The following is a 25,015-nucleotide window of genomic DNA, read 5'->3' on the forward strand; positions in this document are numbered from 1 at the left end:
GCGATGACCGCCAGGAAGGCCCCCAAATACGTCCGCCTCTCGGGCGAGGAGCGCCGGGCCCAGTTGGTCACCGCCGGGCTCGCCTGCATGGCGCGCGGCGGCATCCAGGAATTCACCGTCGACCGCATCTGCGAGGAGGCCGGGGTCAGCCGCGGCCTCGTCATCCACCATTTCGGCTCGATGAACGCGCTGCTCGCCGCCGTCTATGCCTCCATGTACCTCGGTTCCACCCGCCTGCCGGGCCCGCCGGCGCCCGGCCAGACGCGGCTGGCGGCGTTGCTGGAGGCGTTCTTCGCGCCGGAAATCTTCAACCCCGGCGCCTTCACGATCTGGCTGACGCTCTGGGGGCAGATCTCCATAAACGACGACCTGCGCGCCGAGCACCGCGTGCAATATTCCGGCTACCTCGCCGACGTGACCTCCGCCATCGCCGAGGCAGCCGTTGCCAACGGGCGGGAGGTGGAGGCCGAGCCGCTCGCCCGTGTGCTCATCTGCCTGATCGACGGGCTCGGCATCCAGCACTGCATCGAGCCGGAGACGATGCCGGCGGAGACGGCGCTGGCCGCATGCCGGCAATTGCTGCAGCCGCATCTCGGGGTGTTCTGACCGGGGAGGGGGCTGTCTGCCCCCGCGCCTCCGGCGCCCCCCGAGGATTTTTCGGGACCAAAGACAGGGGCGCTCCTGGCTCTCGCTTTTCTCCAAATATCCCGGGGGGGCCGAAGGCGGGGGGCAGCGCCCCCCTCTGTCCGTCGGGCCGGGCTCAGACCGGTGAGCGGATTTCCAGCAGGGTCGGCCCGTCCTCGCGCCGCAGCTCGGTGAGCGCGGCGGCGACGTCGGCGGGGTCGGCGCCTGTCTGCCGGTAGGGCAGGGCGCAGGCTGCGGCGATGTGGGAGAAGTCGGGCGGCAGGGGATGGCAGCCGATGGCGGGCGTGCCGGCGCCCTCCATGGCGCGCGCGATCTCGAGATAGGCGCGGTTGTTCCAGACGATGAAGGTGATCGGCAGGCGCTCCTCGGCGGCGGTCATCAGCTCGGCGACGGAGAATTGCGCGCCGCCGTCGCCGTTCAGCGCGACGACCGGCGTGCCGGGGGCGGCAAGGGCAGCGCCGATGGCGGCGGGGATGGCGAAGCCGAGGGCCCCGTAGCCGGTGGCGGCGTTGAACCAGCCGCCGGGGCGGTCGTGATCGTAGTAGAGGTTTCCGGCATAGACGGCCTGCGTGCTGTCGCCGACGATCAGGGCGCCGGGGAGGGCATCGCGGATGGCCTCCAGGACCGCGAGGCAGGCGGCCATCTCCGCGTCGAGGGCGGCGCGGGCGGCGGCACGGGCCTTGCCGGCCCTGCGCGGGCCGTCTCGGGACTCGCTGGCCGGCAGGCGGGCGGCGAGGGCGGGGAGGAGCTCCTCGGCGCGGCCCGCGAGGGCGATTTCCGCCGGGTGGCGGCGCAGCTGCGCCTCGGAGACGTCGATCCGCACGAGGCGGGGCGGGGCGGGCCAGCCGCCGTCGACCATCATGTCATAATCGGTCTGGCCGAACTCCGTGCCGATGGCCAGCACCGCGTCCGACTCGCGGACGAGGGCGCGCACGGGATCGAGGCTCGGGGAGGCGGGCACCGTCAGCGGGTGGGCATGCATCAGGCCGCGGGCGTTGACCGTCTGGATAACGGGGGCGTCCAGCGCCTCGGCCACCTCCCGCAGGGCGCCCTCGGCCCAGCGGGCGCCGCCGCCGGCGAGGATGACCGGGCGCGTGGCGGCGGAGAGGAGGCGGGCGGCGGCGTCCAGCCCCGGCGGCAGCGAGGGCGTGGGCGTCAGCGGCGGCTCGGAGGCGGGCGCGGCGGGCAGGGGCATGACGTCGAGCGGGATCTCGATATGGTGCGGGCCGGGGCGGCCGGTGGCGAGAGCCGCGAAGGCGGCGTCGAGCGCCGGGCCCAGCTCCTCCGGCGCCGAGACGCGGGTGGAGGAGAGGGCGACGGAGCCGGCGGTGGCGCGCTGGTCGGGCAATTCGTGGAGCTTGCCGAGGCCGCGGCCCAGCGAGGCGCGATCGTTGACGCCGGAGATCACCAGCATTGGCGAGGAGTCCGCCCGGGCCTGCCCCATGGGGGTGAGCGTGTTGGTCACCCCCGGGCCGGTGATCACCAGCGCCACGCCGGGCCGGCCGGCGACGCGGCCGTAGCCATCGGCCATGAATCCCGCGCCCTGCTCGTGCCGGGCCGTGACATGGCGGATGCCGGAGCCGGCGAGGCCGCGGTAGAGCTCCACCGTGTGCACGCCGGGGATCCCGAAGACGACCTCCACGCCCCGCTCCTCCAGCGCCGCGATCAGCGCTTCTCCGATGGTCGCCATGTTCAGACCTCCGCTGTCACATGCGCCGCGATGCGGCGGGTCGCCTCGTCGATGCGCGCGTCGTCCACCGTCAGCGCCAGCCGGACCCAGCCGGCGATGGAGGGGCCGAAGACGCTGCCGGGCATCAGCGCCACGCCCGTCTCCTCCAGCAGGGAGCGGGCAAAGGCGGCGTCGCCCCTCCCGGTGGCGCGGATGTCGACGAGGGCGAACATGCCGGCCTCCGGGCGGTTGACCCGGAGGGGCGTGAGCTCCTCCAGCCGCTCGGCGAGGCGGGAGGCCCGGGCCTGGAAGCGGGCGCACATGCCGCGCGCCGTCTCCGACGGGGCGGAGACGGCGAGCGCCGTCATGTCGGCGATGAAGGGCTGGTTGCCGAAGAGCATCGTCTCGGAGAGGGGCAGGAGCTTCTCGCAGAAGGCCTCCGACCCGATGGCCCAGCCGGAACGGAAGCCGGGGGCGGCGTGGCTTTTCGAGATGGAGGAGACGATCACCGTGCGATCGGCGAGCTCGGGCAGGGCCAGCGGCGAGGCGAAGGGGGTGCCGGCGAAGATCAGCTCCTCGTAGACCTCGTCGGCGACGATCCAGAGGTCATGCTCCCGGGCGAGGGCGCCGATCTCGGCGATGTCCTCGGGGCGCAGGACGGCGCCCGTGGGGTTCTGCGGCGAGTTGAGGAGGATGGCGCGGCTGCGGGGCGTCACGCGCGCCGCCAGATCCTCCGCCGCCAGCCGGAAGCCGCGCTCGGGGCGGAGCGGGATGGCGATGGGCTCCGCCCCCGCCGCACGGATGACGCCCTCGTAGGTGGCATACATGGGATCGCCGACGAGAACCTCGCTGCCGGGTTCCGCGAGGCCCATCATCACCGCGTAGAGCGCCGTCTGGGTGCCGGGAAAGCAGAGGACCTGCGCGGGCGTGATATCCCGCCCCGTGGTGCGGCTGTAGCGGGCGGCGAGCGCGGCGCGGAGGGTCGCCTCGCCCCGGCCGTCGGAATAGGCGGTGCGGCCGGCCAGCATGGCGGCGGCGGCAGCGTCGAGGAGGGGCGGCGGGACGGCGATGTCGGGGTTGCCGATGGTCAGGTCGATGACGTCCCGCCCCGCGGCGGCCATCTCGGCGGCGCGGAGGTGGATGTCCCACTTGGCGCCACCGAGGTGGCCAAGGCGGTCGAGGATGGGGGCGTAGCGCATCAGGCGGCTCCGGTGGAGAGAGGGGAGAGAGCGGGACCGGGGGTTTTCCACCCCCGGACCCCCGGAGGATTTCATCGGACCAAAGACAGCGGGGCGCCGGGCGAAACGCGGCGCGTCATGACGGGGTGAGAGTCAGGCCGGCGAGGGTGCCGACGGAGGCGAGGGCAAGGGAGAAGATCTCGCCGGGGGAGAAGGCCTCGGGCAGGGCGCCGGCCTCCAGCCAGAGGCCGTCGATGACGGCGTTGCTGGCGATGGCGAGGGCCCGGGCCTCCTCCTCCGGGAGGGGGTTGCCCGCCTCCTGGCGCGCCTCGACGAGGAGGGCCTGCAGCTGGTCGCGATAGGCGAGGTAGCTGGCCTCGTGGGTGACGGCCATGGCCGGTGACTGGCGCACGAGGTGCAGGAACCCGGCCCAGAGGGAGAGGCCGGTGCTCTCCGCCACGGGAGGGGTGACGGAGGCGCGGATCATCGCCGTCAGCCGTGCGGTGGCGGAGGGGCCGGCGGCGGCGACCTGGGCCGCGATCGCCTCGCTCAGCGCCGCCATGTGCGCCTGGTACGCGGCGTTCACCAGCGCGTCCTTGCCGTTGAAATGGTGGCGGATCATGCCCTGCGTCACGCCCGCCCGCTCGGCGATGGCGCGCACCGTCGCCGCCTCGGGCCCCGCCTCGGCGAGGAGGGTGAGGGTGGCATCCACGAGATCCTGCCGGCGGTTGGCGGGGCTTTCGCGGCGATAGGCGCGGCGGGTGGTTGTCATACGATTGTATAGGGGCCATGGGACGGGGAGCGCAAGGGGGCAGAGGGCGGAGGGGGGCTCTGCCCCCCGCCTTCGGCTCCCCCCGAGGGTATTTGGGGCCAGATGAACGTCAGGGGCGGTCTTGGAGGCTTCGCAGCCAGGCGAGAAAGGCGCGGGCGCCGGAGGAGGGGGCGGGGCCTTCGGTGAGCCAGTAGGCGGTGCCGAGATCCACCTCTCCATCCGGCCATTGGGCCAGGGCGCCCTCGGCGACCAGGCGGGCGGTGATGGAGCGCCAGCCGAGCATCAGCCCGCGCCCGTCGAGCGCCGCCTGCGTCGCCTGCACGTAATTGTCGAAGCTCTGCCCCGGCTGCCTCGCGCGGGGCAGGCCGCGGGCGGAGAGGTATTCCGGCCAGCCCGCCCAGTGCAGGTTCTGCGCCGAGCGGACATGGATGAGAGGCGCGGCGGGCAGCTCCACCAGGCGGGCGAGGAGGTCGGGCCGGCCGACGGGGCAGACCCGCTCCTCGAAGAGCCGGTGCGTCGGGCCGTCCCGCCACTCGCCCTCGCCGTAGCGCAGCGCCACGTCGATGCCGGGGGAGAGGGCGGGCAGGTCGGTCGGCGGGGCCTGCACATTGACGGTGATGTCCGGATGCGCGGCGTAGAAGGCCGGCAGGCGCGGCATCAGCCAGTAGGTCGCCATGCCGAGCGTGCAGGCGACCGTCACCTGCGCCTCCGCCAGATCCGCCCGGGCCCGGATATCGTCGATCGCCGCGCCGATCTGCCCCAGCCCCTCGCGGGTGACCCGGGCCAGCTGCTCGCCCGCTGCCGTCAGCCGGGCGGGGCGGGTGGCCCGGTCGAGGAGCGGAGCGCCGACGTGATCCTCCAGCGCTTTCAGGGCCTGCGTCACAGCCGGTTGGGTGACGTTGAGGCTGGCGGCGGCGGCGCGCATGGAGCCGAGGCGGGCCACGGCCTCGAAGGTGGCGAGCAGGCGGAGGGGGGGCAGACGGTCCATCGACTTAACCCTGCGCTTAACTCGACTTCAGCGCAATCGGGCTGTTTCGGCGCCGAGCGAGGTGCGAGGTTGCGCGAAAGCCACCATCCGTGCCGCCTAACTTAAGGAGCCAGCCGAATGAACGTCATGCAGGCCGAGGCGCCCGTCGCCGTCGGGGAGACCGGGCTGGAGATCGCCCTTCCCGCCGGGCGCAGCTACTTCAACCATTACTGGCTGCGGGACAATTGCCCGAGCTCCTTCGATCGCTCCACGCGGGAGCGGAGCTTCGACATCCTCCACCTCGCCGCCCCGCCGCGGCCGGAGACGGCGGAGATCGAGGGCGAGGCGCTGGTGATCCGCTGGGCGGGGGAGGACCACACCTCCCGCTACCCGCTGGCGATGCTGGCGCAGTACGCCGCCCCCACCAAGCGGTCTGACCCGGCGGACATGCCGCGCCGGGCCTGGTACGGCGACCATTACCCCGACATCCCCCGCTTCTCTCAGCCGGAGCTCAAGGCCGACAAGGCGAAGGTGGCGGACTGGCTGGAGGCGCTGATCGTCGAGGGCCTCGCCATCGTCACCGACATGCCCGACAGCGATGCGGGGCTGACGGAGCTTGTCGAGCTGATGGGGCAGGTGCGGCCCACCTTCTTCGGCCTCTATTTCGACGTGAAGACGCATATCAACCCGACGAACACCGCGTACACAGCCGGTGCACTGGAGCTGCACACCGACACGCCGGCGGAGGAGACGGCGCCGGGGGTGCAGTTCCTCCACTGCCGCGCCAACACGGTGGAGGGCGGGATGAGCCTCTACGCCGACGGTGTGGCGGTGGCGAACGACTTTCGCGCCCGCGATCCCGAGGGCTTCCGCCTGCTCTCCGAGACGGAAGTGCCGTTCTTCTGCGAGCATGACAGCTACGACATGCGCTCCCGCCAGACGATCATCGAGCTCGACGAGCATGGCGAGGTCTCGGGGCTCACGCTCAGCCAGCACATGCTCGACATCCTCGATCTGGATCAGCACCTGCTGGATGACTGGTACCCGGCCTTCTGCCGCTTCGGGAAGATGCTGCAGGAGGAGCGCTACCTGATGCGCTTCACCATGAAGGCCGGGGAGTGCATGGTGTTCGACAACCACCGGATCGTGCATGGCCGCGCCGCCTATTCCGCCACCTCGGGCGAGCGGTACCTGCGCGGCACCTATTCCGACCGGGCGGAGATGCGCTCCACCTACCGGGCGCTGGTCAGCGAAGGGCGGTTCAAGTGAAGGACGAGGCGATCAACGAGACGGCGCTGCGGCAGGATCTCGCCGCCGCCTTCCGGCTCTGCCACCGTTTCGGTTGGTCGGAATCGGTGGGCAACCACTTCTCCGCCGCCGTGAGCGCCGACGGGCGGCGCTTCCTGCTCAACCCGCGCTGGCAGCACTTCGCCACCATCCGGGCCAGCGACCTGCTGCTCCTCGACACCGAGGACGAGAGCGTGATGGAGGGGCCGGAGGCGCCCGACCCCTCCGCATGGGCAATCCATGGTACGATGCACCGCGAGCTGCCGGAGGCGCGGGTGATCCTGCATTGCCACTCGCCCTATGCGACGGCGCTGGCCTGCCTGAAGGACCCGAGGCTGCTGCCGCTCGACAACAACACCGCCCGCTTCTGGGGGCGGGTGGGCTATGACCTCGCCTTCGGCGGCATCTCCGACAGCGCCGACGAGGGCCGCCACCTCGCCGAGGCCATGCGCGGCAACAGCGCGCTGGTGATGGGCAACCACGGGGTGTCCGTGGCTGGGGCGAGCGTGGCCGAGGCGTTCGAGGACCTCTACTTCTTCGAGAAGGCGGCGCAGACGCAGATCCTCGCAATGTCCACCGGCCAGCCGCTGGCGGTGCTCTCGGACGAGGTGGCCGAGGCGACGGCGGCGGGCTGGGAGGCTTACCGCGGCATGGGTGCCCGGCACTTCGACTACTTGAAGGAGAGCCTGCCCGACGCATCCTGGCGAGCCTGACCGACCTCTCGGGCGAGCGACAGCTCCGCCGTCAGCGGCAGGTGGTCGGAGGCGAGGCGGCTCTCGGGCGTCGCCACGGCCTTCACCTCCCGGGTGCGGAACTGGCCCGTGTGGGCGATCCGGTCGAGGGAGAACATCGGCCGCCGCGAATGGTAGGTCGGCGCCTCGGCGAGGATGGTGAAGCGCTTCGCCAGCCGGCCGAGGCCGACGGAGGTGCTGCGCTCGTTGAAGTCGCCCATCACCAGCGTCGGCAGCTCCTCGGCGGAAGCGGCGAGAATGTCGCCCAGATGAGAGAGCTGCGCTCGCCGCACCACCCGCGCCAGCGCCAGATGGATGGCGAAGACGCGGAAGCGCCGCCCCTCCTTCGACAGCACCGCCTCGACCAGCCCGCGGGGCTCGAGGCTGCGCAGGTCGTGGTGGCCGCGCTCTTCCACCTCGATCTCGGGGCTGACCAGGAGAGCATTGCCATGCCAGCCGAGGCTCTCGCGGCCATGGCTGAACTCCACGGGCCGCAGCCCCGTCCGCTGGAGGATCTCCATCCGGTCGAGCGCCGGGCGGCGGGGGGGCAGGCGCAGGTCGGCCTCCTGCAGGGCGACGACCTCCGCCTTCAGTGCGTCGATGACGCGCAGGACGCGCCCCGGGTCGCGCCGCCGGTCGGTGCCGAGGGCCTTGCGGATGTTGTAGGTGGCGACGCGCAGCTCTGTCACAGGAAGGGAGCCCCCAGGCGGAAGGTGTTCTCGAGCAGGCGGCGGGTCAGGTGCGGGCGGCTCACGCCCTCGCGCGCCTCCGCCATCCGCTCGCCGAACCACAATTCGAGCTCTGACACGGTCTCCTCGTCGTAGAGGAAGAGCGTTGTCTCGAAGTTGAGCAGCATGGAACGCACGTCGAAATTGGCGGAGCCGACCCAGCCGGCGCCGTCGATCAGGCCGGCCTTGGCGTGCAGCATCTCGGGGTGGCGCAGGATGCGGGCGCCGCGCCTGTCGAGGTCACGCAGGTAGGCGCCCCGGGCGAAATCGGTGACGCGCTTGTTGGAGTGCTGCGGCACCAAGAGGCGCACGTCGAGTCCGCGCCGCGCGGCGGTGACGAGCGCCAGCTCGAGGTGCTCGGTCGGCACGAAGTAGGGCGTGGCGATCCAGACGCGCCTCGTGGCGGCGTGGATGGCCTGCACCAACCCCTCGTGCAGCGCGTCGCCGGGATCATCCGGCCCCGTCGGCACCAGCTGCAGCACCGCGTCGCCGGCGGGGGCGCGGCTGTCGGGCAGGTCGGTGGCGCGGGCGCCGCCGGTCACGTCCCAGTCGCTGTGGAAGACATCCCAGAGGTGCTGCACGACCGGCCCCTCGAGCCGCATGCCGAGATCCGTCCAGCCGCCGGGGGAGAAGTAATCGTCCCCCACGTTGCGCCCGCCCGTCCAGGCGCGGCGGCCGTCGGCGATGGCGAGTTTGCGGTGGTTGCGCAGGTTCAGGTGCCCGTTGTCCGGCGGGTGCAGGAAGGGCGAGAACCAGCGCAGCTCACCGCCCGCCTCCCGGTAGGCCGCCAGCGCCTTGCGGGGCGGGAAGAGGGAGCCGAGCCGGTCGAGCACCAGCCGCACGTGCACCCCCTCGCGCGCCTTGTCCGCCAGGAGGTGCAGGAAGCGGCGGCCGCTGTCGTCGCGGTCGACGATGTAGAGACAGATGTCGAGGCTGTGGTGGGCGGAGGCGATGACCTCCTCCAGCGCCGCCTGCGCCTCCTGCGGGGTGGCGTTGAGCCGCACCACATTGCCGCGCACCGCCGGCGGCGCGCCGAGGCGGCGGAACGTCTCCGCCAGCGGCGGTGCATCCACCGCCATCTCCTCCTTCTGCGGCCCGGTGAAGGAGAGCGGCGGGAAGCGCGTGCCCTGCTTGCGCACGCCGAGCGCGAGGAAGACGGGCACGGCGAGGTAGGGCACCAGCATGATGAAGAAAATCCACGCCACCGCGGATTGCGGGGTGCGCCGCTGCTGCAGGATGAACACCACGCAGACCGCCGCCGCCACGATGCCGGCGACGACGAGGAAATGGTCATGGAGGAGGGTCAGCACGCCCCGGCCACCGTCATCTGTCCTGTCCCTGTTCTGCCCGCGCGGCGGTTGTCTCGCCCAGGGGCTTTCTCCCAGAGGTGGAGCATATGCCCCGCCCGGCAACCCCTCACTGACGCTCCCCCAGCCGCGCCTCGATCGCCTCCAGCCGCGCGAGGACCTGGGTGCGGTAATCGTCGGTCGCTGCCGTCGTCTCCTGCGTATGGGCATCCTGCATGGAGTTGACGATGAGGCCGACGACGAGGTTCATCACCGCGAAGGTGGTGACGAGGATGAAGGGCACGAAGAAGAGCCACGCTTGCGGATGCACCTCCATCACCGGGCGGACGATGCCCATCGACCAGCTCTCCAGCGTCATGATCTGGAAGAGCGAGTAGGCCGAGGCACCGAGGGTGCCGAACCACTCGGGGAAGGTCGGCGCGAAGAGGCGCGTGGCCATGACCGAGGCGATGTAGAAGATCACCCCCATCAGCAGGAAGACAGAGCCCATGCCCGGCAGGGCGGAGAGGAAGCCCTCCACCACCCGGCGCAGCGTCGGCGCGACGGAGACGACGCGCAAGAGCCGCAGGATGCGCAGGGCCCGCAGGACGGCGAAGCCGTGGCTGGCGGGGACGAGCGACATGCCGACGATGACGAAGTCGAAGATGTTCCAGCCGCTGCGCCAGAAGCTCCGGCCCCGGGCGATGAGCTTGGCCGCCAGCTCGGCGACGAAGAAGGCGAGGCACATCCAGTCGAGCAGGATGATCAGCGGCCCGGCGACGGACATGACGCGCCCCGACGTCTCCAGCCCAAGTATCACGGCATTGAAGAGGATCACCGCCATGATCACCCGCCCCGTCGCGGGGTGGTCGAGAAGGCGGGCGAGGCGCTGGCGGATGGACATGGGGGCTCCCGTTGCGGCGTGTCCCCCTGATGTGGGCAAGCGGACGGATTCGCCAAGGGGGGCGCTGCGGCAAAGGGGGGCGCGCGGCGGTCAGGAAGGGCGGAGGGGCGGCGCGGCCGGGCGCCGGAATTCGCGCGAATTCCGTGCACGAAAATCGCGCGATTTTCGTCTCCCCCGGTGGAGAGGGAGAGGGCCTAGCTCAGCCGGGCGCGGATATGCGTCGGGCGGTGCTCGCCGCTCTCCAGCACCGGCACCATCTTCTCCCAGATCTCGGCGTTCTTCGTCACGAAGTCTGGCCCCAGCCGGGCGGCGACCTCCTCGGCCCACGGCCCCCGGAAGCGCGCCAGCTCTTCGCGCGCGACGCCGAGGTACCACGGGTTGCGGTCACGCACCTCCACGCCGGTGAATCCCGCCGCAGCGCAGGCGTCGCGGTAGCGGGCGGGGGAGGCCATGCCGAAGTCGAGGTCCTCGGCGGCCATGTAGTCCTTCATCGCCGCCGAGGGTTCGTCGTCATGGCCGATCAGCCAGTCGGAGGCGAGGAAGCGGCCGCCGGGCTTCAGCACCCGCGCCACCTCCGCCATCAGCGCATGCTTGTCGGGGATGTGGACGATGGAATCCTTGGAGAAGACGACATCGAACGTCCCCGGAGGGAAGGGCAGGGGGCCGGGGGCGACCTTGATGAGGCCGATCCGGCTGTCCAGCCCCGCCTCCCCCACCAGCGCCCGGGCGCGGGAGAGGACGCCGTCCTCCACGTCGATCCCCGTCACGAAGCCGGCGCCGTGGTCCCGCACCAGTGCCAGATCGATGCCGCCGGCGCCGCAGCCGATGTCGAGGACGGAGGCGCCGGCGATGCTCTCCCCCTCCAGCACACGCGCCACCTCCTCCGGCCCGCCGGGGGAGAGGAAGCCGGTGCCCCAGAGGCTCTCCAGCAGGTCGATGAGGGCGGCGTGGTAGAGGTCGTCCATGGGGGTCTCCTGTCTGGGTCAGGGGCCGGAAGCTGGCGCCGGGCGCGGCTCGGCGTCGAGGAGCTGGGCGGGGTCGTCGCCGTCTCGCGGGGAGAGGACGCGGTAGACCTCCAGCGCCCTGTGGCTGAGCTCGCCCCGCGCGTGAAACCACATCGCCGCCGCGTAGCGCTCGCGGCCGGAGCCCGGGCGGCCGAGTGGCAGGTGCAGGAGGCGGAGCATCTCCTCCCGCGAGGGCTCGGGCTGCGCGGCGACGCTCACCGGTTCTCCTGGTAGGCCATGGCCTCGTCCTTCTGCCGCCGCTTCTCGGCGCGGTTGAGGAGCAGCCCGGCGACGACCACGCCGAGGCCGACGATGCACACGGTGATCGTCGCCAGCGCGTTGATGTCAGGCGTCACGCCCAGCTTGACCTTCGACCAGATGAGGATCGGCAGCGTCGTGTTGCCCGGCCCGGTGGTGAAGTTGGTGATCACCACGTCATCGAGAGAGATGGTGAAGGCCAGCAGCCACCCGGCGAGGATGGCGGGGGAGATGACGGGCAGCGTCACGTCCCACATCACCTGCCAGGGGCGGGAGCCGAGATCGACGGCGGCCTCCTCGATGTCGCGGTCCATCGACAGCAGCCGCGCCCGGATGATCGTGGCCACGAAGACGAGGGAGAAGGTGATGTGCGCGATGGTGATGGTGGAGAAGCCGCGCCGCTGCGGCCAGCCGATCCATTGCGCCATCAGGATGAAGAGCATCAGCGAGGCGATGCCGGTGATGACCTCCGGCATGACCAGCGGCGCCGTCACCAGCCCAGAGAAGAGCGTCCGCCCGCGGAAGCGCTTCACCCGCGCCAGCGCGAAGCCGGCCAGCGTGCCGAGGACGGTGGCGGCGGTGGCGGAGACGACGGCGATCTTCAGCGACAGGATGGCCGCCTCCAGCACCTGCTCGTTCTGGAAGAGCTCCCCGTACCACTTGGTCGACCAGCCGCCCCAGACGGTGGCGAGCCGGCTGGCGTTGAAGGAATAGACGATCATCGATAGGATCGGCACGTAGAAGAAGGCCAGCCCGAAGACGACCATCGTGTAGAGGAACCAGGGGCGGTGTTTCATCCCTCCTGCTCCCTTGCGCGGGCCTTGTCCTCCGCCCGCTGCTCCGCCCAGGTGTAGACCATGAGGGGCACGACCAGCAGGAAGAGCAGCGCCACGGCGACGGTGGAGGCCATGGGCCAGTCGCGGGCATAGGCGAACTCGTCGTTGATCACCGCGCCGATCATGGGGCGCGAGGCGCTGCCCACGAGGTTGGGGATGATGAACTCCCCGCAGGCGGGGATGAAGACGAGCATCCCGCCGGCGATGATGCCGGGCACCGACTGGGGCAGTGTGATGTCCCAGAAGACGCGCATGGGGCGGGAGCCGAGATCCATCGCCGCTTCGTCCAGCGTCAGGTCGAGCCTTTCGAGGTTCGCGTAGAGCGGCAGGATCATGAAGGGCAGGTAGGAGTAGATGGTGACGAGGATGACGGCGGCGTTGGTGTTCATGAGCGGCACGTAGGCCAGCTCCCACGCCTGCGGGACGAGGCCGTTCCAGACGGCGGTGAGCATCTCGTTGAACCACGAATTGGTGCCCATCAGCCCGATCCACGCGTAGACGCGCAGCAGGAACGACGTCCAGAACGGCAGGATCACCAGCATCAGCAGGATCGAGCGCCACGAGCGGGAGGCGCGGGCGATGCCGAGCGCGATCGGGTAGCCGATGACGAGGCAGAGCGCCGTCGCCGCCACCGCGTTGACCAGCGAGGTCAGGTAGGCGCGGATGTAGAGGCTGTCGGTGAAGAGCCGCTCGTAATGCGACCAGTTGAGCAGGGGATTCTCGCCGCCGAAGCCGAAGGGCGGCGCCGTCGGCGTGCGGGTGGCGACGCTCATCGCGAAGATGATGAGGAAGGGCACGAGGAACCACGCGACGAGCCAGATGTAGGGGATGGCGATGATCCCCTGCATGTAGCCCTGCCGGTGGAACCAGCGGCCGAGACGGCGGCGGCGGCTCGCCTCGTCCTCCAGCGGGTCGGTGATCGCGGCCATCGGCTACTCCACCAGCAGGATGGCGGAGGAGGGGGCGAAGGAGAGCCAGACGTCGTCCTCCCAGTCCGCCACCCATTGCCCCTCGCCGCCGCGCCGCGCGTTGGGCGCGTTGGCGCTGACGACGCGGCCGGAGGCGAGGCGGATGCGGTAGAGCGAATCCTTGCCGAAATAGGCGAGGCTCTCCACCGTGCCGGCCACCCGGTTCTGCGCCTCCGGCTCCGTGCGGGAGAGGGAGAGCTTCTCGGGCCGCAGCGCCAGCGTCACCGGCTGGCCGGCCGCCACCTCGCCCTCGGCGGTAACGGAGACCTGCCCCAGCTCCTCCACCTCCACCTGTGCCACGCCGCCCGAGACGGCGCGGACCTGCCCCTCGAATAGGTTGATGGAGCCGATGAAGTCCGCGACGAAGCGGTTCTGCGGATATTCGTAGATGTCGGTCGCGGTGCCGATCTGGCGGATGCGCCCCTTCTCCATCACCGCCATGCGGGAGGAGAGGGTCATCGCCTCTTCCTGATCGTGCGTCACCACGATGAAGGTCACGCCCGTCTGCTCCTGGATGGACATGAGCTCGAACTGCGTGTGCTCGCGCAGCTTCTTGTCGAGCGCCGCCAGCGGCTCGTCGAGGAGGAGGAGCTTCGGCGCCCGGGCGAGGGCGCGGGCGAGGGCGACGCGCTGGCGCTGGCCGCCGGAAATCTGGTGAGGCTTGCGGCCGCCGTAATCCTGCAGCTGCACCAGCTCCAGCATCTCGGCGACGCGGTCCGCCCGCTCGCCGCGGCTGAGGGGCTCGTGCTTGAGGCCGTAGGCGATGTTCTTCTCCACGCTCATGTGCGGGAAGAGCGCGTAGCTCTGGAACATCATGTTCACGGGGCGCTCGTAGGGCGGCACGTCGGTGACGTCCCGCCCGTCGATATGGATGCGCCCCTTCGTCGGCTCCTCGAAGCCGGCGAGCATCCGCAGCAGGGTCGTCTTGCCGCAGCCCGAGCCGCCGAGGAGGGAGAAGATCTCCCCCCGCGCGATGTCGAAGGAGACGTCGTCGACGGCGAGGAAGGTGCCGAACTTCTTCGACACCCCCTCGACGCGCACGAACGGGGCTCCGGCGGCGGCCTCGGCCACCGGAGCCTCCAGAGCCGCCGGGCCGTCCGCCATCAGCCGCCCGCCTTGATGGCCTGCCAGGCCCGGTTGATCGCCCGGTCCTGCTCTTCGGTGAAGGGATCGGGCGCGTAGAGGCGCGCCGTGTTCTCCGCATCCGGGTAGACGGCCGGGTTGTTGAGGATCGACGGATCGACGAACTCGTCGGCCGCCGCGTTGGCGTTGGCATACCAAGTGTAGTTGGTGCAGGCGGCGATGACCTCGGGCCGCAGCATGTAGTTCATGAAGGTGTGCGCGTTCTCGACATTGGCGCTGTCGGACGTCAGCGCCATCACGTCGAACCATGCCGGCGCGCCGGTCTTCGGCACATAATAGGCGAGGTTCATCTCGATCCCCGCTTCCTCCGCCCGGCCCGCGGCGACGCCGTAGTCGCCCGACCAGTTGTTGATGACGCAGAGCTCGCCGTTGGGGATGGCGTTGAGGTAGTTGGTGTTGTCGAAGGTGCGGATGTACTCGCGCACCGGGCGGAACGCCTCCACCACCTTCTCGTAGTCGGCGACGTCCTTCGTGTTCCCGTCGATGCCGAGGTAGGGCAGCGTCATGAGCAGCACGTCGGTCGGGCTGTCGAGGATGGAGATGCCGCAATCGGCCAGCGCCGCGGCGTTCTCGGGGTCGAGGATGATCGACATGTCGGCGAGGTCGGCATCGGGCAGGCGCTCGCGCACCATGTCGACGTTGAAGGTGATCCCGACGGAGCCCCACATGTAGGGCACGGTGTATTCGTTGCCCGGGTCCCACCCGGCGAGGATGGCAAGGATCTCGGTGTCGAGGTTGCCCCAGTTGGTCAGCTTCGACTTGTCGAGCTTCTGGTAGATGCCTGCCTGGATCGAGCGGGGCATGTCCATGCCGGCGTGGAAGACAACGTCATAGCCCGTCATGCCGGCCAGCATCTTGGCCTGCATCTCCTCCGACGAGGAGTAGGTGTCGTAGACCGGCTCGATCCCGAACTCGTTCTCGAAATCCTCCAGCGTCGTCTCGCCGATGTAATCGGCCCAGTTGTAGATGTAGAGCGAGCCGCTCTGCGCGTAGGATGGCCGGACCCAGGGCATGGCGAGGCCGCCGCCCATGAGGCCGAGAGTCTTGCGTCGGTTCAGTCGCATGATCGTTCCCTTCTCCTGTCAGAGATTATCCCGCGCCTTGCAGGGCCAGAGCCAGTTCTTCGTTGGATTGCGCGAGCCTGTCCTCGGGCGGCGCCTCTGCCAGCCGCATGACCGGCAGGAGCTTGCGCAGCTCGTCGTGGTGGGTCTTGAGGCCGTATTCGAGGTCGGACAGGTGGAAATCCTCGAAGGCGGACGACTTCATGCTCTCGTTCGACCAGATGGAGAGCTGCTGATCCTCCTCGCTGGTCTCGCGGTCGATGCGCTGGGCGAGGTAGCGGGCGATGCGCGCCTGCCGGTCCTCGCCGGGCATCCGGTAGGTGCGGCCCTTCAGCAGCGTCTCGCCGGCCGAGAGCGGGATGTCCTGGTAGTAGTTCGCGTGCTCGGGCGTGAAGGCGATGACCCCGGTGGGGAAGAGGCCGTAATACGTCCACGCCTTCTGCAGGTGCTCGGGCAGGTCCGGCCGCTCGGGGCTGGCCTTGACGTATTCCTTGACGGACCAGAGCCGCGCCGGCTTGTCGCCGAAATGGCCGTGGCTGTAGGAGACGCCGCCCGTGAACACCTCGTCGCGATAGGTGCGGCCGTAAAGATCCTGCAGGCCGGGGTGGGCGAGGGCGACGTGGTAGCCCTCGTTGTCGACATCGCGGATCGACTTCCAGTTGACCGGCAGCGTCGTCTCCCAGAGCACGTCGCCCTCGGGCAGCAGCTCAGCGGACTTGTAGGCGTCGAAATCCGCCTCGAAGGGGGCGAAGAGCGTGGCGACGCTGGGCTGGGGGCCGGGGAGGAAGCGCAGGAAGATGAAGCCCTTCCAGATCTCCATCTCCACCGGCTTCAGCCCGAACTCCGCCTTGTCGAGATCGTCGAAGGTCTCCGGCCGGGAGACACCGCGGAGGCTCCCGTCGGTGTTGTAGACCCAGCCGTGGAAGGGGCAGACGAGCGCGCCGCGGCAATGGCCGCTCTCGCCGTCCGCCACGCGGGCGCCGCGGTGCCGGCAGAGGTTGTGGAAGGCCCGCACCTCGCCATCCTGCCCGCGCATGACGATGGCCCGCTCGCCCAGCATGTCGAAGGCGATCCAGTCGCCATCGTCAGGGATGTCGGAAACGTGCCCCGCGATCATCCAGTGCGTGCGGAAGACGTGGTCACGCTCCAGCTCGAACATCTTCTCGGAGTGGTAGGTCCAGCCGGGCAGGCCGCGGCGGTCCCACTCGTTTGGGATGGTGATCTTGCGGGCATCGGCGTTCATCGGGTCACTCCTTCATCGGGCATCAGCCGGTCCAGAACCCATAGGTGGAAGGCGGCGATCTCGTATTCCTGAGGCATCAGCCGCCCGGCGGTGTAGGCGGGCGAGGCGAGGCCCCGCTGGTTCATCTCGCAGGCGGCGGCATCCTCGCTGAGCACCTGCGTCGCGAAGCGGGCGACGGCGGCGGCGTCGAAGCCGGGCTGGGAGAGCGTCTCTTCGGAGAAGAGCCAGTCGGCCGTCAGCCGCGTCTCGGTGGGCGAGACGGGGGTGAGCCGCACGAGGCGGACGTAATCGACATGGGCGACGACAAAGGCACTGGGCCAGATGGTCACGAAGCGGAAACCCTCGGCCTGCTCCGCCTCGCTTAAGTCCGGGAAGACGGGGCCGCAGGGCGCGCCCGTCTCCGTCCACGTCCGGGCGCCGTCCTTGAGCGCGGTGTGGGCCGCGCCGCCGTCGACGCGCTCGTTCTCGGCCATGACGCCGTGCTTGTAGACGGGCACCATGTCGATCAGCGTCGGGTGGATGCCCGGGCAGTGCAGGCATTCGTTGTAATTCTCCCAGAAGACCTTCCAGTTGCACTGGATGGTGGTCTCCAGCCGGTGCCCGAGGCGCAGCTCCTCCATCGGCCAGCTATCGAGCTTGTCGGCCCCGATATCGGTGACGAAGGGCGGAGCCTCCTCGGCGGCGGAGAGGAAGAGGATGCCGTTCCAGAGCTTGACGTGCAGCGGCAGGAGGCCATGGTCCCCGCGCTGGAAATCCTCACCCGGCGTCGCGAAGGCGGTGGAGATCAGCCGCCCGTCGGGCGCGTAGGCCCAGGCGTGGTAGGGGCAGGTGATCAGCTTGCCGAGCGGGCCATCGACGGCGCAGAGCTCGCTCCCCCGGTGGCGGCAGACGTTGTGGAAGGCCCGCGTCTCCTTGCCGTCGTTCACGACGATGACCTCGGCGCCCCCCACCTCGCGGCGGCGCACGCTGCGGGCGGGAAAGTCCTCCGCCCGGCCCATGGCGACCCACTCGGTGCGCCAGATGCCGGCCAGCTCACGCTCGTGCCACGCGGCGTCGCGGTAGGCGGCGGCCGGCAGCGTCGGCGGGCAGTGATCGAGGAGGGGAGAGGTCATACGGCCCCCGGCGGTGTCGCCCGGCGGCGGGCTGGGGAGAAGAAGGGGCGCGGGGCGGGGCGCGCCCGCTGCATCAGCTTGGCATAGCGCAGCTCGCGCATCGCGTAGATCTCCACCCAGAGGTCGGGGGAGGCGGCATGCTTCGCCTCCACCAGCGCCAGCGCGAGGCTCTGCTTGGTGGTGGGCGACCAGATGGCGGAGGTGACGGTGCCGACTTCGCGGCGCTTGCCGCGGTAGACGATGGCGCCCTCCGCGGCGACGTTGCCCTCCACCTCCAGCCCGACGAGCGCCCAGCGGGAGGTGTTGCCCTCCCGCTCGGCGGCGAGCGCCCGGCGGCCGGTGAAATGCCCCTTCTCCCAGTCGATCATCCAGCCGAGGCCGAGTTCGAGCGGCGAGAGCACCCGGTCCTCCCGCAGCGCCTGCTCGGCGGGGATGAAATCCGTCCCGGCGACGATGAACCCCGCCTCGATCCGCGCGATATCCAGCGCGGTGGAGCCGACGGGGCGCAGGTGCCACGGCGCGCCGGCCTCCATCAGCCGGTCCCAGAGGGGCAGGGCGGCGTCGGCGCCCGTCCACAGCTCGTAGCCGAGATCGCCGGTGAAACCGGTGCGGGAGATGAGGATGCCGCCTTGGGTGTCGTGCTGGAAGGGCTTCAGCGCCTCGATGTCGAACCCTGCGGCGCGGAGGACCGAAGCCGAGCAGGGCCCTTGGAGGGAAAGCGCGGCGATCTCCTCCGTCACCTCCTCGACGGCCACGTCGAAGCCGATGGCGCTGTCGAGCAGCCATGGCAGGTGCCGCTCCTGGCAGCAGAGGCGGAACTCCTCGGGGCCGAGGCGGAAGAGCGTGCCATCGTCGAGCAGCTTGCCGTCGTCGTCGCACCAGCCGGTGTACTGGACGCGGCCCGGCTTGAGCTTCGCGACGTTGCGGAGGGTCAGCCTGTCCAGCATCGCTTCCGCCCCGGGACCAGCCACCCGGTACTTCACCATCGGCGACAGGTCGTAGAGCGTCGCCGTGTTGCGGATGGCGCTGACCTCCATCTCGGTGTCGCCGTAGTCGAGCGCCGAGAGCCAGCCGGACCACGGCGCCCAGCTCGAATGCCGGTTCAGCGCCTCCATCCGCGGGTGGAAGGGGGAGCGCAGGAGCGGGCGCTCCCAGGGGCGGGCGGTGTCGTGAAGGTCCTTCATGCGGCCCTCAGCACTTGCTCGGCGGCGTTCCACCCGGCGGTGCCGGTGACGCCGCCGCCCGGGTGGGAGCCGGCGGAGGCGAGCCAGAGGCCGGGCAGGGGGGCGGCGTAGCCCGCCGCCTCCTCGAAGGGCCGCAGGAAGAGCATCCGCTCGACGGCGAAGTCGCCATGGTGCCACGAGCCGCCCTTGAGGCCGTAGCGGGCCTCGATGTCGGAGGGCATCAGCAGCTCCTCGTGAAGCGTCCGGCTGCGCAGGCCCGGCGCCGCGGCCTCGAGCACCCGCCAGACGGCCTCTTTGAAGGCGGAGGCCGCCGCGGCCGGGTCCTTCGGGGCATGGGGCGCGAACTGGGCGATGATGGAGAGGACGTGCCGGCCCTCGGGCGCCAGCGAGGGGTCATGCGCCGAGGGGCAGGTGATCTCCAGCACCGGCTCGGCCGGCACCTCGCCGTATTTCACCGGGTTGAAGGCCCGCTCGACGTGGTCGACCGACGGGGCGAGGACGATGCGGTGCGTCAGGTCGCCGAGGCCGGGGTCACCCTCGATGGCGAGGTGAATCTTGGCGGCGGCGCCGCGGAACGGCATGTTTCGCGCCCGGCGGACGATGCCGGTATCGAGCGCCGGCGCCCCGGCGAGCTGCAGGAGCGTCGCTTGCGGGCAGAGGGCGGAGACGATGGTGGCGGCGCGGACCTCCTCTCCGGAAGAGAGGAGTGCGCCGACGGCCCGGCCCTCCTCCACGATCAGCCGTTCGGCACGGGTGCCGGTGCGGATGGTCACGCCCGCTGCCTCGGTGGCGCGGGCCATCGCCGTGGCGAGGGCGCCCATGCCGCCGGCGGGCAGGCGCACGTCGCCCATCGCGAGGCGGTTGAGGTAGAGGAGCAGCGTGCCGGGGGAGCGCGGCCCCGCCCAGGCGCCGAGCGTGGCGTCGAAGGCGAGGAGGCCTTGCAGGCGGGGATCCGTCAGCTCGTCCTCCGCCACGTCGGCGATATTGGTGAGGGCGAGGCGCATCAGGTCGCGCAGATCCTCCCGCCCCGCGCGGGAGAGGCCGAAGGCGGTGGGCGCGAGCTTGCGCCAGTCCTGCCGCCCCTTGAGCCGGGGCGGTCGCATGGTGCGGAACGGGGCGAGGCGCCCCGCATGGCGGGAGAGGCGGGCGTGGAGCGCGTCCCACGCGGCGCTGTCGGTGCCGGTGACCTCGCCTCGGGGGGAGACGGTGATGGGGGTGTCGCCCGGCAGCGTGGTGGAGAGGGGGGCGGAGGCGGTGAAGCCGTGGTCCTCCAGCCCCATCTCCTTCGCGGCCCGGGCATCGAGCCCATGGACGAGATGGGCGAGGCCGGAGGTGCGGAAGCCCGGAGCGAACTCCATCGTCCGCGCCCCGCCGCCGATCTCGTCGGCCGCCTCGATGAGCGTCACCCTGGCGCCGCCCTTGGCGAGCCGGAAGGCACAGGCGAGCCCGTTGGCCCCGCCGCCGATGACGAGCGCGCTACGCATGGGCATGGCTCCGGTGGGTGGTGGGGGAGGTGGGAAGGCGGGCGACTCCGCCTGAGCTGCTCCCCCGCCCGGTCCGCGCCAAAGGCGCAGGGCGAGCGCCCGCCCGTCCCGTCGGGCTGGCGCTCTGGCTGGGCTTGGTGCTCCGCTCAGGTCGGGCAGGGGTGTGGCGGGTATAGTGCTCGGCGCGGCACGCAACTGGCGTCGCATGCGTCTGACGGCAGACGCCCTGATCGAAGCGACCCGCATCGGCGGATCCAGCAGCGCCAGTCCCCGACGCCCGAGCCTGTGCCCCGCCCGTAAGCGCGCCGCAGGCGCCGGGCGAGTGCCGGCCCGGCCCGCGGGCTGGCGCTCTGGTGGGGCTTGGTGTCTCGCCCACGCCGGGGAGGGGCTTGGCGGGCATAAAGCGCGCAGCGGTGACGTTGGAGCGCCCCCCCCCCGTGCCGGCGCTCGCCCGCCCCCTCCGCCACGCCGCGGCCCATAGCGCCCTCACAGCACATCATAGGCCTCCCGCATGTCCTGCCGGCTCATCTTCGCGGATCGGAGAATCTCCGCCGCCGCGTTCCGGCCCGGGGCGCCCATGACGCCGCCGCCGGGGTGGGTGGAGGAGCCGCACATCCACAGGCCCTCAACCGGCGAGCGGTACTGCGCCCAGCCCGGCACCGGGCGGTTGAAGAGCATCTGGTCGAAGGTCAGCTCGCCCTGGAAGATGTTGCCCTCGGTCAGCCCCACCTCGGCCTCCAGCTCCCTCGGCGTGCGCACCTCGACATGGCGCACCCGGTCGCGGAAGCCCGGCGAGTAGCGGGCGATCTGGTCGATCACCGTCTCCCCGAAGGCGTCGCGGTCTGCGTCGCTCCACGCCTGCCCGCGGATCTTCGGCGGCGCGTATTGCACGAAGCAGGACATGAAATGCTTGCCCGGCGGCGCCAGCGTCGGGTCGATCATCGAGGGGATCATCGTGTCCTGGAACGGATCGGCGGAGAACGTCCCGTCCTTCCAGTCGTCGTAGGCGCGCTCCATCCGCTCGATGGAATCGGTGAAGTGCAGATCCCCCCGCAGCATCGGCGCGCCCTCGGGCAGGGCCGGGAAGTCCGGCGCCGCGTCCAGCGCGATGTTCAGCTTGCCCGAGGAGCCCCGCGTCTTGAACTTCCGGATGGCGGAGACGAACTCGCCCGGCAGGTCGCCCTCGTCCATCGTGCCGAGGAACGTCCGCTTGGCATCCATGCCGGAGATGACGCGGCTCGCCCGGATGACCTCCCCGTCCTCCAGCTCGACGCCCGTCGTCCGCCCGCCTTCGACGAGGATGCGGCGCACGCCCTTGCCGGTGCGCACCTCTCCGCCCGCCGCCTCGAAGCTGGCCTTCAGCGCCTGCGTGATCGCCCCCATGCCGCCGCGCGCGTAGCCCCAGGCGCCGACATTGCCGTCGACGTCGCCCATGTAGTGGTGGAGGAGCACGTAGGCCGAGCCCGGCGACATCGGCCCGAGCGCGGTGCCGATGATGGCGGAGACGGCGAGGTAGGCCTTGATCACCGGGTGCTCGAAATACTCGTCGAGGTAGTCGCTGATCGACATCGTCCAGAAGCGGATCATCTCGGAGATCTGCCGCTCGGAGAGTTCCATCACCTTGCGCCCCATCCATGCCAGCTCGCCGAGGTCGCGCGGGCGCAGGCTCACCGGGTCTGCCGGGGTGCGCATCAGCATCGGGCGGATGAAGCGGCAGTGGCGCAGGATGTCGCGGGCGTAGCGGTCGTAGGCCTCGGCGTCGCGCCTGGAGTGCCGGGCGAACTCCCTACGCTGCACCTCGTGATCGCGGGACATGGCGAGGAAGCCGCCATCCTCCGTCAGCACCGCGCCGGCCTCGTAGGGGAGGATCTGCAGCCCGTGCTTCGGCAGCTCCAGATCGCGCATGATCTCGGGCCGGAAGAGGGAGCAGACGTAGGAGCAGTTGGAATAGGTGACCTCGTCATCGAGCTGCCGGCTTACCGCAGCGCCGCCCACCCAGTCGTTCTTCTCCACCGCCACGACGCGCATCCCCGCCCGCGCCAGGTATGCCGCGGTGACCAGACCGTTATGGCCGGCGCCGACGATCAGCGCGTCATAGGGCGCGGCGGTGGGGAAGGCGGGGGCGTTCATCTCGGCCGTCGGCTCCTCGCGCAGGGCCTCACGCCCGGCAGCGCCGGGGGAGGGGCGGACGCCGGCATCGCCCGGCGGCCCTCGTGATCAGGATGTCCCTAGGCTGGCTCCATTCTGACTGGATAGTCAATCAGAATTTTGCAATGATCCCCGAGGGGGCTGGCAAACGCCTTTCCAACGCCCTCCTCCGCCCGTAGGTCGGGCGGGGACAGCACGGGGCGGGAGCAGGGGAGGGCCGGCGATGGACGGGGCGCGGGAGCAGAAGCGGCGGAAGCTGGCGCCCGAGGCGCGCCGCCAGCAGCTCATCGAGGCGACGATCGAGGTCATCGCCACGCAAGGGCTCGCCCGCACCACGCAGGCCGAGGTGGCGCGCACCGCCGGGCTCTCGCACGGGCTGGTGAACTTTCACTTCTCGTCGAAGGACAAGCTCCTCGGCGCCACGCTCAGCTACCTCGCCGAGGAATACCGCGCCAACTGGCAGCAGGCGCTGGTCGAAACGGGGGAGGATCCCGCCGCCCGCCTCAACGCCCTGATCCTCGCCGATTTCCGCCCTGACATCTGCGCCTCACCGCGCCTGTCCGCCTGGTGCGCCTTCTGGGGCGAGGCGCAATCGCGCCCGATGTATCAGGACAATTGCGGAGACTTCGACGAAGAGTACATTGCCGTGCAGGAGGGCATCTGCCGCGACCTCATCGAGGCGGGCGGATACGATCTCGACCCGGTGCGCGCCGCCCGCGTCCTCAGGGTGACGACGGAGGGCACCTGGCTGGATCTGCTGACGATGCGCACTCCCTACGACCGCGACGAGGCCCTGCGCACGGTGATGACCTGCGCCGGCGTCTTCTTTCCCCGACATTTCAGCGAGAAGGGTCTGTCATGAACGACCATCTGGGCCAGTTCTACATCGACGGTGCATGGGTCCACCCCTCCACCGGCGCCGGGTCGATGGGCCTCATCGACCCCTCGACGGGCGAAGAGGTCGCCGAGTTGGCCCTCGGCGCCGAGGCGGATGCCGAGGCCGCCATCCACGCCGCCCGCGCCGCCTTTCCCGGCTGGACGGCGACGCCGGTGGCCGAGCGCATCGCGGCCCTCAAGCGCCTGCGCGATCTCTACGAGGCGCGCTACGAGGACATGGCCCAGGCGATCAGCCTGGAGATGGGCGCCCCCATCGCCTTCGCCCGCGACAGCCAGGCCGGCGCAGGCCTGATGCACCTCGATTCGACGCTGAAGGCCGCCGAGAGCTTCGAATGGGAGAGCTGGCGGGGCACCACCCGCATCGTCCGCGAGGGGATCGGCGTCTGTGGCCTGATCACGCCGTGGAACTGGCCGATGAACCAGATCGTCTGCAAGGTTGCCCCGGCGCTGGTGGCCGGCTGCACCATGGTGCTCAAGCCCTCCGAGATCGCCCCGCTCTCCGGCCTGCTCTTCGCCGAGCTGGTGCATGAGGCGGAGCTGCCGGCCGGCGTCTTCAACCTCGTCAACGGCACGGGGCCCGACGTGGGCGCCGTCCTCTCCTCCCACCCGCAGGTCGACATGGTCTCCTTCACCGGCTCCACCCGGGCGGGGGTGGAGGTGGCCCGTGCAGCCGCGCCCACCGTCAAGCGGGTGGCGCAGGAGCTGGGCGGCAAATCGGCCAACATCATCCTCCCCGATGCCGATCTCGAGGCGGCCGTGGCCGAGGGCGCCGCCGGCGTCTTCGCCAATTCCGGCCAGTCCTGCGATGCGCCCACCCGCATGCTCGTGCCCCGCGCCGAGATGGACCGCGCCGCGCGCATTGCCGCCGGTGTCGCCGAGGCGCAGGCCGTGGGCGATCCGCGCGAAGAGAGCACAGAGATGGGCCCCGTCATCAGCCAGGTGCAATGGGACAAGATCCAGGGCCTCATCGAGGCCGGCATTGCCGAGGGCGCCACGCTCGCCGCCGGCGGCCCCGGCCTGCCGCAGGGCCTCAACCGCGGCTATTACGTGCGCCCGACAGTCTTTGCCGATGTCACCAACGGCATGCGCATCGCGCGCGAGGAAATCTTCGGGCCTGTGCTGTCGATCCTCGCCTATGACAGCACGGATGAGGCCATCGCCATCGCCAATGACACGCCCTACGGCCTGGCCGCCTATGTGCAGGGCACCAACATGGCGGAGGTCGAGCGCGTGGCCCGTCAGCTTCGGGCCGGGCAGATCCAGATCAACGGCCCCGATTGGGACACCTTCGCGCCCTTCGGCGGCTACAAGCAGTCCGGCAACGGCCGCGAATATGCCGATTGGGCGATCCATGATTTCTGCGAGACGAAGGCGCTGATCGGGCTCGGCTAAAGAAGGAGCCTTCGGCTCGCCTGCGGCGCTTCTCGGGGGTGTGCCACCCCCGACCCCCGCTTCGTCGCATCGCTTCAGCCCGCGCGCCCTTGATCTCAGCCAAGCGCGGCTGGCTTCC

The 25,015-nt window shown here is 70.7% G+C and carries 23 protein-coding genes; 5 read left to right on the forward strand and 18 right to left on the reverse strand.

The window, feature by feature from the left end; translation table 11 throughout:
- Positions 1 to 3: 3 nt before the first annotated feature.
- A complete protein-coding gene (locus GY170_RS04385) occupies positions 4 to 606 on the forward strand; it encodes a TetR/AcrR family transcriptional regulator (protein ID WP_163890332.1) in 603 nt (200 codons plus the stop codon).
- 154 nt (positions 607 to 760) lie between these two features.
- On the opposite strand, the gene GY170_RS04390 is transcribed toward GY170_RS04385, so the two are convergent.
- From GY170_RS04390 to GY170_RS04405, 4 genes are all read right to left on the reverse strand, one after another.
- The gene (locus GY170_RS04390) at positions 761 to 2,335 is read right to left on the reverse strand and encodes a 5-guanidino-2-oxopentanoate decarboxylase (RefSeq protein WP_163890334.1); all 1,575 of its coding nucleotides are present in this window, start codon (positions 2,333 to 2,335) and stop codon (positions 761 to 763) included.
- Between the two features lie 2 nt (positions 2,336 to 2,337).
- Positions 2,338 to 3,513: a pyridoxal phosphate-dependent aminotransferase gene (locus GY170_RS04395; protein WP_163890336.1), complete on the reverse strand. Its 1,176-nt coding sequence runs from the start codon at positions 3,511 to 3,513 to the stop codon at positions 2,338 to 2,340.
- A 115-nt stretch (positions 3,514 to 3,628) separates the two neighbouring features.
- Positions 3,629 to 4,264 carry a TetR/AcrR family transcriptional regulator gene (locus GY170_RS04400; protein ID WP_163890338.1) on the reverse strand — a complete coding sequence of 212 codons (636 nt, stop codon included), beginning with the start codon at positions 4,262 to 4,264 and terminating at the stop codon, positions 3,629 to 3,631.
- Between the two features lie 109 nt (positions 4,265 to 4,373).
- Complete coding sequence (locus GY170_RS04405; protein ID WP_163890340.1) at positions 4,374 to 5,252, reverse strand: LysR substrate-binding domain-containing protein; 879 nt, start codon at positions 5,250 to 5,252, stop codon at positions 4,374 to 4,376.
- Positions 5,253 to 5,369: 117 nt separating this feature from the next.
- On the opposite strand from GY170_RS04405, the gene GY170_RS04410 reads away from it, so the two are divergent.
- Positions 5,370 to 6,500 carry a TauD/TfdA family dioxygenase gene (locus GY170_RS04410; RefSeq protein WP_163890342.1) on the forward strand — a complete coding sequence of 377 codons (1,131 nt, stop codon included), beginning with the start codon at positions 5,370 to 5,372 and terminating at the stop codon, positions 6,498 to 6,500.
- Positions 6,497 to 7,231, forward strand: coding sequence for a class II aldolase/adducin family protein (locus tag GY170_RS04415; RefSeq protein ID WP_163890343.1), 735 nt, complete (start codon positions 6,497 to 6,499; stop codon positions 7,229 to 7,231). The genes GY170_RS04410 and GY170_RS04415 overlap by 4 nt, the downstream gene beginning before the upstream one ends.
- Here the strand turns inward: GY170_RS04415 and GY170_RS04420 are convergent.
- The 14 genes from GY170_RS04420 to GY170_RS04485 form a co-directional block, all read right to left on the reverse strand.
- Complete coding sequence (locus GY170_RS04420; protein ID WP_163890345.1) at positions 7,189 to 7,938, reverse strand: endonuclease/exonuclease/phosphatase family protein; 750 nt, start codon at positions 7,936 to 7,938, stop codon at positions 7,189 to 7,191. The two genes, GY170_RS04415 and GY170_RS04420, sit on opposite strands and share 43 nt — an antisense overlap.
- Complete coding sequence (locus tag GY170_RS04425) at positions 7,935 to 9,287, reverse strand: phospholipase D-like domain-containing protein (protein WP_235937791.1); 1,353 nt, start codon at positions 9,285 to 9,287, stop codon at positions 7,935 to 7,937. Before GY170_RS04425 ends, GY170_RS04420 begins: the two co-directional genes overlap by 4 nt.
- A gap of 106 nt (positions 9,288 to 9,393) precedes the next feature.
- A complete protein-coding gene (locus GY170_RS04430) occupies positions 9,394 to 10,167 on the reverse strand; it encodes an ion transporter (RefSeq protein ID WP_163890349.1) in 774 nt (257 codons plus the stop codon).
- Between the two features lie 194 nt (positions 10,168 to 10,361).
- On the reverse strand, positions 10,362 to 11,132 hold the full coding sequence (locus GY170_RS04435; protein ID WP_163890351.1) for a class I SAM-dependent methyltransferase: 771 nt from the start codon (positions 11,130 to 11,132) through the stop codon (positions 10,362 to 10,364).
- Between the two features lie 18 nt (positions 11,133 to 11,150).
- Positions 11,151 to 11,390: a hypothetical protein gene (locus tag GY170_RS04440; RefSeq protein ID WP_203531158.1), complete on the reverse strand. Its 240-nt coding sequence runs from the start codon at positions 11,388 to 11,390 to the stop codon at positions 11,151 to 11,153.
- A complete protein-coding gene (locus tag GY170_RS04445) occupies positions 11,387 to 12,226 on the reverse strand; it encodes an ABC transporter permease (RefSeq protein ID WP_163890353.1) in 840 nt (279 codons plus the stop codon). The genes GY170_RS04440 and GY170_RS04445 overlap by 4 nt, the downstream gene beginning before the upstream one ends.
- The gene (locus GY170_RS04450) at positions 12,223 to 13,194 is read right to left on the reverse strand and encodes an ABC transporter permease (RefSeq protein ID WP_328799989.1); all 972 of its coding nucleotides are present in this window, start codon (positions 13,192 to 13,194) and stop codon (positions 12,223 to 12,225) included. Before GY170_RS04450 ends, GY170_RS04445 begins: the two co-directional genes overlap by 4 nt.
- Before the next feature lie 3 nt (positions 13,195 to 13,197).
- Entirely contained in the window at positions 13,198 to 14,337 is a 1,140-nt protein-coding gene (locus GY170_RS04455) for an ABC transporter ATP-binding protein (RefSeq protein WP_163890355.1), read from the reverse strand.
- Positions 14,337 to 15,440 carry a polyamine ABC transporter substrate-binding protein gene (locus GY170_RS04460; protein WP_163890357.1) on the reverse strand — a complete coding sequence of 368 codons (1,104 nt, stop codon included), beginning with the start codon at positions 15,438 to 15,440 and terminating at the stop codon, positions 14,337 to 14,339. Before GY170_RS04460 ends, GY170_RS04455 begins: the two co-directional genes overlap by 1 nt.
- 25 nt (positions 15,441 to 15,465) lie before the next feature.
- Positions 15,466 to 16,680, reverse strand: coding sequence for an aromatic ring-hydroxylating oxygenase subunit alpha (locus GY170_RS04465; protein ID WP_163890359.1), 1,215 nt, complete (start codon positions 16,678 to 16,680; stop codon positions 15,466 to 15,468).
- On the reverse strand, positions 16,677 to 17,792 hold the full coding sequence (locus GY170_RS04470; protein ID WP_163890361.1) for an aromatic ring-hydroxylating oxygenase subunit alpha: 1,116 nt from the start codon (positions 17,790 to 17,792) through the stop codon (positions 16,677 to 16,679). The genes GY170_RS04465 and GY170_RS04470 overlap by 4 nt, the downstream gene beginning before the upstream one ends.
- Positions 17,789 to 18,976, reverse strand: a complete 1,188-nt coding sequence (locus GY170_RS04475) for an aminomethyl transferase family protein (protein ID WP_163890363.1) — start codon at positions 18,974 to 18,976, stop codon at positions 17,789 to 17,791. The genes GY170_RS04470 and GY170_RS04475 overlap by 4 nt, the downstream gene beginning before the upstream one ends.
- Positions 18,973 to 20,460: a phytoene desaturase family protein gene (locus GY170_RS04480; protein WP_203531159.1), complete on the reverse strand. Its 1,488-nt coding sequence runs from the start codon at positions 20,458 to 20,460 to the stop codon at positions 18,973 to 18,975. Before GY170_RS04480 ends, GY170_RS04475 begins: the two co-directional genes overlap by 4 nt.
- A gap of 486 nt (positions 20,461 to 20,946) precedes the next feature.
- A complete protein-coding gene (locus tag GY170_RS04485) occupies positions 20,947 to 22,590 on the reverse strand; it encodes a phytoene desaturase family protein (RefSeq protein WP_163890367.1) in 1,644 nt (547 codons plus the stop codon).
- Positions 22,591 to 22,831: 241 nt separating this feature from the next.
- Here GY170_RS04485 and GY170_RS04490 point away from each other — a divergent pair, with 241 nt between their 5' ends.
- Together GY170_RS04490 and GY170_RS04495 are read left to right on the forward strand one after the other, a co-directional pair.
- On the forward strand, positions 22,832 to 23,470 hold the full coding sequence (locus GY170_RS04490; protein ID WP_163890369.1) for a TetR family transcriptional regulator C-terminal domain-containing protein: 639 nt from the start codon (positions 22,832 to 22,834) through the stop codon (positions 23,468 to 23,470).
- The gene (locus GY170_RS04495) at positions 23,467 to 24,897 is read left to right on the forward strand and encodes an aldehyde dehydrogenase family protein (RefSeq protein ID WP_163890371.1); all 1,431 of its coding nucleotides are present in this window, start codon (positions 23,467 to 23,469) and stop codon (positions 24,895 to 24,897) included. The genes GY170_RS04490 and GY170_RS04495 overlap by 4 nt, the downstream gene beginning before the upstream one ends.
- Positions 24,898 to 25,015: the final 118 nt, after the last annotated feature.

It is taken from the genome of Pseudoroseicyclus tamaricis (assembly GCF_012070395.1).
GTDB classification, from domain to species: domain Bacteria; phylum Pseudomonadota; class Alphaproteobacteria; order Rhodobacterales; family Rhodobacteraceae; genus Pseudoroseicyclus_A; species Pseudoroseicyclus_A tamaricis.

Excerpts from the sequence above, each read along its gene's own strand:
- GY170_RS04435 (WP_163890351.1), bottom strand. The coding sequence starts at position 11,132 with ATGGACGACCTCTACCACGCCGCCCTCATCGACCTGCTGGAGAGCCTC.
- GY170_RS04485 (WP_163890367.1), bottom strand. The coding sequence starts at position 22,590 with ATGAACGCCCCCGCCTTCCCCACCGCCGCGCCCTATGACGCGCTGATC.
- GY170_RS04460 (WP_163890357.1), bottom strand. The coding sequence starts at position 15,440 with ATGCGACTGAACCGACGCAAGACTCTCGGCCTCATGGGCGGCGGCCTC.
- GY170_RS04385 (WP_163890332.1), top strand. The coding sequence starts at position 4 with ATGACCGCCAGGAAGGCCCCCAAATACGTCCGCCTCTCGGGCGAGGAG.
- GY170_RS04470 (WP_163890361.1), bottom strand. The coding sequence starts at position 17,792 with ATGACCTCTCCCCTCCTCGATCACTGCCCGCCGACGCTGCCGGCCGCC.
- GY170_RS04395 (WP_163890336.1), bottom strand. The coding sequence starts at position 3,513 with ATGCGCTACGCCCCCATCCTCGACCGCCTTGGCCACCTCGGTGGCGCC.
- GY170_RS04450 (WP_328799989.1), bottom strand. The coding sequence starts at position 13,194 with ATGGCCGCGATCACCGACCCGCTGGAGGACGAGGCGAGCCGCCGCCGC.
- GY170_RS04465 (WP_163890359.1), bottom strand. The coding sequence starts at position 16,680 with ATGAACGCCGATGCCCGCAAGATCACCATCCCAAACGAGTGGGACCGC.
- GY170_RS04390 (WP_163890334.1), bottom strand. The coding sequence starts at position 2,335 with ATGGCGACCATCGGAGAAGCGCTGATCGCGGCGCTGGAGGAGCGGGGC.
- GY170_RS04445 (WP_163890353.1), bottom strand. The coding sequence starts at position 12,226 with ATGAAACACCGCCCCTGGTTCCTCTACACGATGGTCGTCTTCGGGCTG.
- GY170_RS04480 (WP_203531159.1), bottom strand. The coding sequence starts at position 20,460 with ATGCGTAGCGCGCTCGTCATCGGCGGCGGGGCCAACGGGCTCGCCTGT.
- GY170_RS04455 (WP_163890355.1), bottom strand. The coding sequence starts at position 14,337 with ATGGCGGACGGCCCGGCGGCTCTGGAGGCTCCGGTGGCCGAGGCCGCC.
- GY170_RS04490 (WP_163890369.1), top strand. The coding sequence starts at position 22,832 with ATGGACGGGGCGCGGGAGCAGAAGCGGCGGAAGCTGGCGCCCGAGGCG.
- GY170_RS04400 (WP_163890338.1), bottom strand. The coding sequence starts at position 4,264 with ATGACAACCACCCGCCGCGCCTATCGCCGCGAAAGCCCCGCCAACCGC.
- GY170_RS04405 (WP_163890340.1), bottom strand. The coding sequence starts at position 5,252 with ATGGACCGTCTGCCCCCCCTCCGCCTGCTCGCCACCTTCGAGGCCGTG.
- GY170_RS04495 (WP_163890371.1), top strand. The coding sequence starts at position 23,467 with ATGAACGACCATCTGGGCCAGTTCTACATCGACGGTGCATGGGTCCAC.
- GY170_RS04430 (WP_163890349.1), bottom strand. The coding sequence starts at position 10,167 with ATGTCCATCCGCCAGCGCCTCGCCCGCCTTCTCGACCACCCCGCGACG.
- GY170_RS04475 (WP_163890363.1), bottom strand. The coding sequence starts at position 18,976 with ATGAAGGACCTTCACGACACCGCCCGCCCCTGGGAGCGCCCGCTCCTG.
- GY170_RS04410 (WP_163890342.1), top strand. The coding sequence starts at position 5,370 with ATGAACGTCATGCAGGCCGAGGCGCCCGTCGCCGTCGGGGAGACCGGG.